Origin of the sequence: Plantactinospora sp. KLBMP9567, assembly GCF_033446045.1 — a bacterium.
In the GTDB taxonomy this organism is placed as follows: Bacteria; Actinomycetota; Actinomycetes; order Mycobacteriales; family Micromonosporaceae; genus Plantactinospora.
The window spans coordinates 290,218-303,268 of record NZ_JAWQRR010000018.1 but is presented as its reverse complement, the minus strand read 5'-3'; the positions used below and the strand labels follow the sequence as shown (position 1 = coordinate 303,268).

At 71.3% G+C, this 13,051-nt stretch carries 4 protein-coding genes and 1 pseudogene; 4 read left to right on the top strand and 1 reads right to left on the bottom strand.

Going from position 1 to position 13,051, the window contains the following annotated elements:
• Positions 1–115 precede the first annotated feature (115 nt).
• On the bottom strand, positions 116–1,774 hold the full coding sequence (locus R6Y94_RS14500) for a tannase/feruloyl esterase family alpha/beta hydrolase (RefSeq protein WP_318396352.1): 1,659 nt from the start codon (positions 1,772–1,774) through the stop codon (positions 116–118).
• Between the two features lie 214 nt (positions 1,775–1,988).
• Here R6Y94_RS14500 and R6Y94_RS45125 point away from each other — a divergent pair.
• From R6Y94_RS45125 to R6Y94_RS14485, 4 genes and pseudogenes are all read left to right on the top strand, one after another.
• Positions 1,989–3,134 (top strand): annotated as a pseudogene (locus tag R6Y94_RS45125) (carboxylesterase family protein); the annotation flags it as partial.
• Positions 3,135–3,364: 230 nt separating this feature from the next.
• Complete coding sequence (locus R6Y94_RS14495) at positions 3,365–3,580, top strand: AMP-binding enzyme (protein WP_318396380.1); 216 nt, start codon at positions 3,365–3,367, stop codon at positions 3,578–3,580.
• Positions 3,581–3,965: 385 nt separating this feature from the next.
• Positions 3,966–5,021 (top strand): SMP-30/gluconolactonase/LRE family protein, encoded by a 1,056-nt coding sequence (locus tag R6Y94_RS14490; RefSeq protein ID WP_318396351.1) that lies wholly within the window; start codon positions 3,966–3,968, stop codon positions 5,019–5,021.
• 180 nt (positions 5,022–5,201) lie between these two features.
• On the top strand, positions 5,202–13,007 hold the full coding sequence (locus tag R6Y94_RS14485; RefSeq protein WP_318396350.1) for a type I polyketide synthase: 7,806 nt from the start codon (positions 5,202–5,204) through the stop codon (positions 13,005–13,007).
• Positions 13,008–13,051 lie beyond the last annotated feature (44 nt).

Genomic DNA, 13,051 nt, shown 5'->3' with positions numbered 1-13,051 from the left:
GGCTCTGGCCGCGGCTGGTCACCGAACCTTTCCACCTGAACCGCGGGGCACCTGCGCCCCGGTCCGTGCCGGGGCGCCGACGGAGCGTCACGGCACGGCCCGTGGTCGGCTGACGTCAACGCGAACACACGAAGCTTTGGGCGCTGTCGGGATCACCCGAGCGGTACTTCGGCCAGCGCGGGTACTCGCAGAGCGGGCGCGTTCTGCCGCTCCTGCCGTCTACCGCCACCGGATTGACAGGCGACCGTCCTTCCTCGACCCAACGTTCGAGAGCGGAGAGCGAGTCCCAGTTGGCGGCGAATGCGGGCGCGCCGACGTTGGCGTGATTTGCGCCTGGCACGAGGTAGTACCGCATGAATTCTTGTGTCTGCCGGGGCCCTACCGTGTCGAGCACCCGCCGGTAATAGTCGTTCGTCGAGCGGTGGGAGACCAACTCGTCCGCGGAGCCATGAAGGAGAAGCAGTTTTCCGCCGGAGCGCGCGAAGGGACGGAGGTCCGAGTTGTTGCGATCCTGGACGGTGGAAAGGTAGCTGATTCGGGGAAGCCATTTTCCTGGTCGCCGAGGGTCGATAGCAAGGGAGTTGTAGTCGGGGTCCCTCGTCAGGAAGTACTTGACCCACTGGTCCCAGTACTGGGCCCCATATCCACTTGTCGCCGGCATGGGATTGGCGGGCGCGGAGGTGCCGAATCCAAGAACTGGCGTTCTCATGTCAGCACCTGAAAGGAGAGGAAAGCCGGGATAGTACCGCTCACCGCTGGCGATTCGGTATGGCCAACTGAACGGCCTGGATGCGGCGATCACCGATGTGATCTGCGGATCGGAGAGACATGTCGGGCCGGCGTCGACGCCGTTGGGGCAGCGGAGCGCGCGGGGGTCGAGGTCACAGCCGTCGAGGTTCGAGATGATCCTGTCCTCAAGGCCGTCTCGTCCGTCGCATGCCTCCATGGCGCTGTTGTAGAGGAGGGCCTGCTTGTCGGGCCCGGGAAATGCGCCAGGACGGGACATCACTTGCGCAAGGTATCCGAGATACAGGACTTCGGCCGTGTTGTTCCAGGCAGGGTAGGCGGAGATGACGCCATCGAAGGCGTCCGGCCACCGTTGTGCGACGACGAGAGCCTCACGACCGCCTGTCGAGCCGCCCGCGAAGTACGTTCGGCTGGGCCCTGAACCGTAGCCACGACGGATGAGGTACATGGCGGCATCGCGGGTCTTCTTGAGCGCATCGCCGGCGGCAAAATTACGAAGTGCCTCGTCGTTCATGCCGAAGGACCCGTCCAAGGAGCCTGCGGGACCTGCCTGGTGGCCGGAGTCACTTGCGAACGTCACGTACCTACGAGCCAGGGGTGTCGGTTGATCGGGACGCCCGAATGGCACGTTCTGCGTGATGTTGGGAATCGTTCCGTTGTATCCGCCGCCACCAAACATCATTGCGGTGCGGTTCCAGCCGACAGGCATAGCGATGTGCAGCCTGATGTCCGGTGCGGAGGGATCGATGGGGAAGAGCGCCGCGCCGACGCTGCAGTACTCGATGGTCTCGCCAGCCACGGTCTGGGTTACCAGGGCCGCCGACCCGACGCGGCCACCCTTGGTCGGCAGACTGATTGCCGACGCCGGAATCTCTCTCCCCGCCAACCCCGCGCAGCTCGGAGCCGTGTCCGCCGCGGCGGCGGGAGCAGGCCCGAGGACCGCCGTCACGCTCGCCAACGTGGTGGCGAACGTGAGTCCAGCAGGGAGTCGTCTCGATCTTCCACGAAGTCGCAGCACTTGGCTCATTGCGGACCTCCTGCCTAAGCACGCTGTGCCGGCCAGGCCGCTCGCAGACGGCACTGAGTGCCATCACTGTGCCATGCGTCACACTCGCCCGCAAGGGCCGACCGAGGAACGCCAGGTGTCGGAGACCCTTGAGGACTCGTCCCGGCCTGAGCGGCGGATCAAGGCTGCGCGTTGCCGTCGAAGCTGACCGGCAAGAAGCGTCGCCGAGCCGCCGGTGGGCGAGCTCCGATGGCTGCCGCCGAAGCCCCACCGGTCCTGGATGGAGGTCCGGCGCACCCAGCAGTACGGGTCGGGGTGCACGCTGCCGGGCGCTTCTTCAGCCCGTCGCCGAACCGGCCACTCTACGACCTGGCGGTGCGCGATGGGCTGCAGCAGCCCGTCGGCGAGGAGGACCGCCTGACGCTGAACGTCTTCCGTCCGTCGACGTCGAAGCGCAACCTGCACGTCGTGTTTCTTCATCCACGGCGGGAGCAACGTCGTCGGCTATTCGGCGGATCCGGTGTACGACGGGCGAGAGCTGGCCAGGCGCGCCCAGGCCGTGGTCGTAACCGCCAAGTACCGGGTAGGAATCTTCGGCTGACTGAGCGCCGAAGGCTCAGGGGACGGCGATCCGCTGTCGGCGTCCGGCAACTTCGGCACTCTCGACCTTGTCGACGCGCTCCGCTTCGTCGACCAGAACGCCCGGAAGTTCGGTGGCGACTCCGACAACATCAGCGTCATGCGCCAGTCGGCGGGTGCGGTAGATGTATGGTCCCTGCTCGTCTCCCCACTGGCTCGCGAAATGGTCGACAAGGCAATCCCGCTCAGCGGCGGCCTGAACACCCGAAGTGTGGCCAACCGGACGCGGTGCGTAAGAGCCACGCGGTCCAGGTTGAAAAGGTTCGGTGGCTGGCGAGCCTGGTGCTGGACGCGGACGATCGGCACATCCATCTCGGGTCGACGACCGACCGGTGAGGACGGTCTCCGCCTGACGACGGCCGGGGACACCCTCGCAGAAGCCGGCGTGCCAGCGATCTGGCGTGGTCTGGAGCCATTCCTGGGCACCGCAGACCTCTCGTCGCTGCGCATGGTGGTCAACAGCGGGAGCGCCCTGCCAGACGCGCTGTCCCAGGCATGGGAGCGGGCGATCGGCGTACCCATCACAAGTTCATGGGGGATTACCGAGACGAGTCCGCTGGTTGCGTGCGGGCGGGTGTCGTCCGCTCACGACGCACTACCAGCCGGCGAACGCCGACGGTTGCTCGCCCCCGGGCCGACAATGCCGTTGGTCGACGTACGAATCGTGGACGCGGAGCGTCGACCCGTCGAGCGGGACGGAACCGCGTCGGGCGAGCTCCAGGTGGCCGGGCCGACGATCGCGGCCAGCTACTTGGGCGCCGATCCGGGCACGTCGTCCTTCACCGACGATGGCTGGCTGCGGACAGGTGACGTCGCGACGCTCGACGAGTTCGGCTACCTACACATCGTCGGCCGCATCAAGGACATGATCAAGTCCGGCGGGGAGTGGATTTCGTCGGTCACGCTCGAGAACGAGCTGATGGCACACGCGGCTGTGCGTGAGGCAGCGGTGATCGGCGTCGTCGACGACCGCTGGGGGAGCGGCCGTGCGCATACGTCGTACTCGCGGCTGGGATGGGGGTCGATGAGACGGGCCTGCGCGAGTACCTTCGCGGGCAGGTCGCCTCGTGGTGGATCCCCGATCGCTTCGTCGTCATCGACGAGATCCCCAAGACGGCGACGGGCAAGTTCTCGAAGATGGCGCTGCGTGACCTCACCGAGTCCGTTGCCCGGTCGCAACCGGCGTGACAACTCCGCGCCGTCCGGAGCTGGTGGGCGGTGGCCGTGACTGCGGCTGCTGGACGCGGGGGTCTCGTTGCAGAACAGGCAGCAGGGCTCCGCGCCGCCCTCCGCCGCCCACGTGGTATACATAGATTTCAATCGATGAAAGCGTGGAGACGCCGTTCATCGGTACCCCTGACCCAGGACCGGCGAACTCGGTGAACGCGGTGATCCCGCAGACGGTGCGCGACCGCAGGTACCCCCTTGCCAGCCGGTCGGACGGCGACATGCAGGACCGTCCGAGCACCGCGCCCACGACGGCGGCCTGGCACACCGCGACCCACCGGCCGGCCGCGGGAGCCCGGGCCGACCCTACGAGTGAGCAGCTCCCACCCCTGATTGGAAGCGACCTATGCCCCGACGATCTGCCCGCGCCGCCCTGGCCGGTGCCCTGACGCTGCTGACGGCCCTGACCATCAACACCACGTTCGCCGGTGACCCGGCGGATGCCGCTGACACCGTGCGCGCCGGCGATCCGGCGGATGTCGGAGCCCCCGCCGGCACGACCGGCCCCTGCACCCCGGGCGCCTCCTACCCGTCGCCGCTACCCGCCGCCACCATGGCCGCCACCAGGATCAGCGGCGGCTTCAGTTTCCTGGAGGGACCGGTCTGGCTCGCCGGGTCCGGCCAACTGCTCCTCTCCGACATGCGCGGCGGTACGGGCCCGGAGAACGTGCAGCCTTCGACGATCCGCCGGTTCACCCCGCCGAACACGTTCGACGTGTTCCTCGAGAACGCCGGCAGCAACGGGCTGGCCGTGACCGGGGACGGCACCCGGGTCCTCGCCGCCACCCACGACCAGCGCAGCGTGTCCTCCTACCTGCTGTCCGACAGAAGCCGCAGCTCACTCGCGAGCGGCTTCCAGGGACGACGGTTCAACTCCCCGAACGACCTCACGGTCCGCGCCGACGGGACCATCTACGTCACCGACCCGAACTTCCAACGCGGCAACCGGCCGGATGAGCTGGGCGGAATGACCGGGGTCTTCCGGGTGAGCGACGGTGAGGTGTTCCTCGTCGACGGCACCGTGTCCCAACCCAACGGCATCGTGTTGTCGCCGGACGAGACGACCCTCTACACAGGCGGCAACGCCGACAACACCATCTTCCGGTACGACCTGATGCCGGACGGCAGCACCGGTCGGCGCACCACGTTCGCGAGCCTCGCCGGCCCGGACGGCGCGACGGTGGACTGCGCCGGCAACATCTACTGGGCTTCCTACACCGACGGGCGAATCCACGTCTTCGCGCCCAGCGGCGAGAAGCTGGGCACGATCTCCGCGGGCCGGAACACCACCAACGCCGCATTCGGCGGCCCCGACGGCCGAACCCTGTTCATCACCTCCGGCACCTGGGGCGACTTCGGCCTGTACCAGGTCGAACTCAACGTGCCGGGGTCGCCGTACTGACGGGCCAGGCAGCTCAACCAACCACTCCGGTACCCGGGTACCGGGTTGGGCAACCGGGGCACAAGAAGAACGTCCAGGGTGCACCGCTACGACCCGCTGACCGGCGCGCTCGTTGCCGGGCAGTGAGGGTGCTTCCCCGATGGCGGGCGCCACTGGCATCCGAATGCGAGGATCAGGACTGTGCGGGATGTCTGGGACGTCGAAGGGCAAAGGCACACCCCGTCCGGCGAACGGGACGTGATCAAGCCGATACCGCTGCTGTTGCGGGACAACGCCCGGCGGTACGGAGACCGGACGGCGTACGCCGACGACCGACGCGCCGTGACCTGGGGCCAGCTGGAGCGGCGTACGGCACGTCTCGGCGCCGCTCTCGGCATCGCACGTGGCGCCCGGGTGGCGTTCTGCCTCGACGGCGGCGTCGACCTGGTGGAGGTGCTCTTCGCGGCGGTCCGGGCCACGGCTGTCGGCGTCCCGCTCAATCCACACTGCACCGAGGGCGAGCTGGCTGCCCTGCTCGCCGACTGCGAACCGACGGTACTGGTGATCGACGAACGACGCCTCGGCCAGGTCGCCCGAGTGACCGCAGGACTCCGTCCGCTACGGCTGGTGGTGGCCGGAGCGGGTCCGTTGCCGGCCGGCGCGCGCCGGCTGAGCGACCTCGCTGGCGGTGGCGACGAAACCGGGGACCCCGTCGGAGACGTGCCGGACGACCTTGGCCTCGACGAGCCCGCCTTCATGCTCTACACCTCCGGGACGACCGGAGCGGTCAAGGGCGCTGTCTCGAACCAGCGGGCGGCCCTCTGGTCGGCGGTCAGTTGCTACGGGCCGGTGCTACGCCTGACCTCGGCCGACCGTCTGCTGTGGCCACTGCCGATGGCGCACAGCTTCGCACACTCGCTTTGTGTACTCGGTGTCACGATGGCCGGCGCGAGCGCGCGGATCGTCTCTGATCCCGCTCCCGCGACGGTGGCCCGGCTGCTCGACGAAGCGGCACCGACCGTCGTCGCCGGGGTGCCGGTGACGTACCGCCAACTACTGGACGCCGACCCGCCGGCGGTGTCGTCGTTGCGGATCTGCCTGACCGCAGGGGCGGTCAGTGACGCAGAGCTGCGTGCGGACGTCGAGGCCAGACTCGGCGTACCGCTGCTGGACTGTTACGGCAGTACCGAGACCTGCGGCATGATCGCGGTGGAACCGGTCGCGGGACCGCGGGTGGGCGGTACCAGCGGCCCCCCGGCCCCGGGCGTCGAGGTGCGGTTGGTCGACCCGGCGACGGGCCGAGCGGCGGCACCGGACGCGGACGGCGAGGTCTGGGTCCGGGGGCCCAATCTCATGCTCGGCTACCACGGACAACCGCAGGCGACGGCGGAGGTACTGCGGGACGGCTGGTACCGCACCGGCGACCTGGGACGAATCGATGAGCACGGGCACCTGAGCGTCGTCGGACGGGTCGGTGACCTGATCATTCGCGGCGGCACCAACGTGGACCCGGCCGAGATCGAACAGATGCTGCGACGCCTGCCCGAGGTACGTGACGCCGCCGTTGTCGCCCGGGCCCACCCGCTGCTCGGCGAGGTTCCGGTGGCCTTCGTCGTGCCGGTGGACACCGCCGGGGCGACCGATCCGGCCGGCCTGCTCCGGGCCTGCGCGCGGGCGTTGTCCGCGTACAAGGTGCCGGAGGAGATTGTCTTCACCCCCGTGATTCCGCGTACCGCCTCCGGCAAGCCCCGACGCCGGCTGCTGCGCGAGGCACTCGCGGCCGGCTCGTCGCCGGAGACGACGGCCCGGTTCGACGGCCTGACCGCCGTCGAGCGCCGGGCCGTGCTGACAGACCTGGTCCGCGCCGAAGTGGCGGCGGTCTGCGGCCCGATCGCCGAGCTGACCACGGCGTTCGCGGACCTGGGCATGACGTCGATGGCGGCCATGACGGTGTGGCACCGGCTCAGCCTGCGCACCGGGTCGCGGCTGCCGACGACGGTGCTGTGGGACCAGCCCAGTCCGGCGGCCCTGGTGGCCTATCTGGACGATCGCCTTTTCGGAGGTACCCCGGTCACGGTCGTTCGGCGCCCGAGAGCCGCCACCGAGCCGGTCGCGATCGTCGCAGTCGGCTGCCGGTACCCGGGTGGGGTGCGTTCACCCGAAGAGCTGTGGCAGCTCGTCGTCGACGGCGTGGACGCGACCAGTGAGTTTCCCACCGACCGCGGCTGGGACGTCGAGGCGCTGTACGACGCCGACCCGGACAGGATCGGTACGACGTACACCCGCCGGGGTGGATTCCTGCACGAGGCGGCGGATTTCGATCCGGCGTTCTTCGGCATCTCACCGCGCGAGGCCCTCGCCACGGATCCGCAGCACCGGCTGCTGCTCGAGGTCGCCTGGGAGGTGTTCGAGCGGGCTGGTATTCCCACGCCTCGGCTGCGCGGCGCCGACACCGGGGTCTTCGTCGGACTCATGCACGCCGACTATGCGAGCCGGTTGTCCGCGCACGAGTTGGAGTCGCATCTCGGAATCGGCTCGGCCGGCAGTGTGGCATCCGGGCGCATCGCCTACGTGTTCGGGCTGCGCGGCCCGACGCTGACCATCGACACGGCCTGCTCGTCGTCATTGGTCGCGATGGACCTGGCGGCGAAGGCGCTCCGGGCGGGCGAGTGCTCGCTGGCCCTCGCCGGCGGTGTGACGGTGATGGCGACGCCGGGGCCGTTCCTCGCCTTCAGCCGGCAACGCGGCCTCGCCCCGGACGGCCGGTGCCGCTCGTTCGCCGCCGGCGCGGACGGTACCGCCTGGGCCGAGGGAGCCGGACTCGTCCTGTTGGAACGTCTGGCCGACGCGCGGCGGCACGGGCACCCGGTGCTCGCGATCCTGCGCGGGACTGCGGTGAACTCCGACGGCGCCTCGAACGGACTCACCGCACCGAACGGCGAGTCGCAGCGGGACCTCATCCGGCTGGCGCTCGCCGACGCGGGACTGCGGGCATCCGAGGTGGACGTGGTGGAGGGGCACGGTACGGGCACCCGGCTCGGCGACCCGATCGAGGCGGCCGCGATTCTCGAGACGTACGGGCAGGACCGGGAGCGTCCCGTCTGGTTGGGCTCGGTGAAGTCGAACCTCGGTCACACCCAGGCAGCGGCGGGCGTGGCCGGCGTGATCAAGATGATCGAGGCGATGCGCCATCGACAGCTCCCCCGGTCGCTGTACGCCGAGGAGCCGTCGCCGTATGTCGACTGGACCGCGGGTGCGGTACGGCTGCTTGACACGGCGCGGCCGTGGCCCGCCGAGGGACGGCCACGACGGGCGGCCGTCTCGTCGTTCGGCATCGGCGGCACCAACGCGCACGTGATCCTCGAGGAGCCGACCGCCAGGGTTGCCGTGCCGGCCGCCGAAGCCGGCTCGGACGACGACCGCGCCGCCGATCCCGCCGAGGCCGGTGCGTCGGCGCCCGCCCGCTCCTCACGCTGGGGCACCCCGCCCTGGCTGCTCGCCGGCGCCGACGGGGCCGGGCTGCGGGCGTACGCCGGGCGGCTCGCCGCCGCGCTCCCGGACGCCTCGACGCTGGACGTCGCGTACTCGCTGGCCACCGGGCGGACCGCGCTCGGACACCGGGCGGCGGTGCGGGCCGGGCACCTCGACGGGGTACGCGACCTGGCTCGCGGGATGCCGAACATCGGCGTACGCCTGGCGGTCGCCCGCCGCGAGCCACGGCTGGCGTTCCTGTTCACCGGGCAGGGTGCACAGCGGCTCGGGATGGGCAACGAACTGGCGGCAGCCTTCCCCCGGTTCGCCGAGGTCTACGACGCGGTGTGCGCCGCCTTCACGCCCCACCTGGACCGGCCGCTGCACACCGTGGTCGAGGGCGACGACGCCGAACTGCTGGACCGCACGGACTACGCCCAGCCGGCCCTGTTCGGGTACGAGGTGGCGCTGCACGCGCTGTACCAGGCGTGTGGCGTCCGGCCGGACCACCTCGCCGGACACTCGATCGGTGAACTCGTCGCCGCGCACGTCGCAGGCGTACTCTCGCTGCCGGACGCGGCCCGGCTGGTCGCCGCACGGGGGCGGTTGATGGCCGCCCTTCCCCCGGGCGGGACGATGGTCGCGGTCCGGGCGACCGAGGCCGAGGTGGACGAGCTCCGCACCGACGTTGCCGGCCCGGTCGGGCTGGCCGCGGTGAACGGCCCGGAGTCCGTCGTGCTCTCCGGTGCCGAGAACGCCGTCACGGAACTGGTCGCACGGCTCGGGCGTCGTGCCGACCGGCTGCGGGTGAGCCACGCGTTCCATTCGCCGTTGCTCGATCCGATGCTGGCCGACTTCCGGGCGGTGGCCGAGTCGGTGACCTACCACCGCCCCTCGGTGCCGGTGGTCTCCGGGTTGACCGGTCGGCCCGAGCCGGACGCGCTCGGCAGCGCCGAATACTGGGTCCGGCACGCCCGCGAGACGGTTCGGTACGCCGACGCGGTCGCCTGGCTCGACCGGGCCGGCACGTCCGCCTACCTCGAGGTCGGGCCGGACGCGGTCCTCGGCGTCCTTGCCGAGCGGTGCGTCGCGGCGGACTCCGATGCCGCCTTCGTACCCGGCATCCGACCCGGGTCCACCGAGGTCGCCGGCTTCCTCGACGCGTTGGCGACGCTGCACCTGCACGGCGTGTCAGTGGACTGGCAGGTGGCGTACGCCGGCAGCGGTGCCCGGTGGTGTGATCTGCCGACGTACCCCTTCCAGCGGCAGCGCTACTGGCTGGACGCCACCCCGCCGGCCGCCGTGGCGTCCCATCCGATACTCGGCGATCCGCAGCCCGCCGCCGACGGTCCACAGGTACGCCACTCGGGGCTCCTCGGCGCCGCCCGCCAGCCGTGGCTCGCGGACCACGTGATCGGCGGCGACGTCGTCGTGCCGGCGGCCGCACTGGCCGAGATGGCGTTCCGGGCGTCGGGTGCCGGGGACGACGCCGCCGTCCGGCTGGCTGAGCTGACGATCTCCACCCCGCTGGTGCTGTCCGGACCGGTGGACGTCCAGGTCGTCGTGGACGCGCCCGACGGCACCGGTGACCGTCCGCTGACCATCTGGGCCCGCCCGGACGGATCTCCGGGACCGTGGACCCAGCACGCCACCGCCGACGTCACGGCCGCAACCGGCCGTGCCCCGGCGCCCCGGCCCGACTGGCCGCCGCCCGGTGCCCGGCCGGTCGCCGTCGACTACGACCGGCTCGCTGCGGCGGGATTCCGCTACGGCCCGGCGTTCCGCCTGGTCACCGGCTTGTGGCGGGATGCCGACACCATCTACGCCGACCTGGCCCTGCGACCGGGCGAAGCCGGCCGGTACGGCCTGCATCCGGCGTTACTCGACGCGGCCCTGCATGCCAGCCTGCTGGCCGAATCGCCGGACCGGCCACGGATGCCGTTCACGCTCGGCGGCGTCGAACTGCACGCCACCGGAGCCACGGCCGCGCGGGTGGTGCTGCACCGGATCGGACCGGACGAGGTACGGGTCACCGTCGACGACCCGCTCGGCCGACCCGTCGCCACGATCGACTCACTCGTCAGCAAGGAGATCGACGCCGAGACCGTGGCACGGGCGACGGCCCGCCCGGCGCTGCACCGGGTCGACTGGGTACCGGCACCGGCCGCCGGCGAGGGCGGCCGGTACGAGCTGTTCCGCCCGGCCGCGCCCGCCGACGGCGACCCACCCGCCCGGGCACGCGCACTGCTCGACGGCACCCTGCGCCGGCTCACCGACTGGCTCGGCGCCGACCGGCCGGGACGCCTGGTCGTCGTCACCGAACGGGCCACCGGCGCCGACCCGGATCCGGCCGCCGCTGCGGTGTGGGGGCTGGTCGGCAGCGCCCAGTCCGAACACCCTGGCCGGTACACCGTCGTCGACCTGTGCGGCGCGCCCGCGTCGGAGGCGGCCCTGGACCGGGCGGCCTCGCTGGCCGAACCACGGCTCGCGGTCGACGGCGGCACCATAGTCGCGCCACGGCTCGCCCCGTCCGTCGCGGCCGACGGCGCCGCACCGGCCCTGGATCCGGATGGCACCGTACTGATCACGGGCGGCACCGGCGCCCTCGGTGCGATCCTGGCCCGCCACCTCGTCGCCGAGTACGGGGTCCGGCACCTGGTGCTCGCCAGTCGACGCGGGACGCCGCCGCCCTGGGCGGACGAACTCCCGGCCCGGGTCAGCGTGCGCGCCTGCGACGTCCGCGACAGGTCGGAGGTCGACGCGCTGGTCGCCTCCTGCCGGCCGGGACTGACCGCCGTGTTCCACCTCGCCGGTCTGCTCGACGACGGTGTCCTCACCGCCATGTCGCCGGAGCGGATCGCCGCCGTACTGGCGCCGAAGGCAGACGCCGCCTGGCATCTGCACGAGGCCACCCGAGGGCTCGGTCTCGCGGCGTTCGTGACGTACTCCTCGGCGTCCGGCGTGCTCGGCCGACCGGGTCAGGCCAACTACGCGGCCGCGAACGCGTTCCTGGACGCGCTGGCACAGCACCGCACCACCCGGGGGTTGCCGGCACAGTCGCTGGCCTGGGGCCTGTGGGAAGCCGACGACGACGCCGGAGGCATGTCCGGCAGAGCGGTGACCGACACGGCCCGCCGGCAGTTGACCGACGGCGGAATCCGGGCGCTCACTCGGGCGCAGGGCACGGCGCTGCTCGACCGGGCGCTGCGCACCCCCGAGCCGGTGCTCGTCCCGCTCCTACTGGACGTGCCTGCGCTGGTCGGCGCCGCCGTACCACCGATCCTCAGCTCCCTGGTGCCGGCCGCCCAGGGCGGAGCCGCCGCAGCCGCCGACGACGGGCGGGAGGCCTGGCGCGAGGCCCTCGCCGGGGTGCCGGCGGCGGACCGTGAGGCGGCCCTGTCGACCCTGGTCCGGGCGGAGGTGGCCGCCGTACTGGGCTTTACGGACGCGGCGTCGTGGGACGCGGAGCGGCACTTCACCGAGTTGGGCCTCGACTCACTCGCCGCGGTCCAGCTCCGCAACCGGCTCAGCACGTTCACCGGGGTACGGCTGGAAGCGACGATCGCCCTCGACCATCCGACCCTGGCGGAACTGACCGCACATCTGTACCCGCTGCTGGCCGAGACCCTGCGCACGGAGGCGACGCCGCACGACGCCATGCCGACCAGGGCGGCACCGAACGGCGAGCGAACCGCGTCGGACCGGTTCACCGCGATCTATCACCGGGTCATCCGTGCACAGGGTGTGCCGGAGGCGATGGCGCTGCGGTATATCGCCTCGTACGGCCTGCCGACGTTCAGCGTCGAGCAGCGAGCGCAGCACGTCATCCCGCCCGTTCGCCTGGCCGAGGGTGACCCGCGCCGGCCGATCCTGCTGTACATTCCCGGCTATCTCGCGCTGTCCGATCCGACTCCGGTCGGGTTGGTCCGGGCGCTCGACAACGAATTCGACCTGCACATGCTCGTCAATCCCGGCTTCGGTGCCCGCCGCGACATCCCGGACAGCGCCGCCACGCTGGCCAACCTGCACGCCGACACGGTCCGTACCATGGCCGGCGACCGACGGGTTGTTATCGTCGGCGAATGCACCGGCGGCCTGGTCGCGCACGCCGTCGCCGGGCACCTCGCATCCGACGACGCCCCGCCGGCCGGCGTGATCCTCATCGACAGCCACCATGGCGCCGAGGGCCGGGACGACCGACGTGCGCTCGCGCTGGTGGCGGTGGACCGCAACCGTCCAGCGGAGTTGTTCCACGGCTTCTTCTCCGACGCCATGATGATCGCCGGCGGCGCGTACGTACGGATCTTCGATGGCTGGCAACCTCAGCCGTCACCGGTGCCCACACTGCTGCTGCGCGCTGCTCCCACCCGTGAGATGCGCGACGCCGATCCCGGCGGAGACTGGTCGCCGTGCTGGCCGCTACCGCACGAGGTCGTCGACATCCCGGGTGATCACTACACGATGGTCGACGGCGACGCCGGAACGACCGCGGCCGCCATGCGGAGCTGGCTCCGCGAACTGGACCCGGCGTGGTAACCGCCGGGCCAACCCGGCGACGCGGCTCTGAGCGGGCATGGACC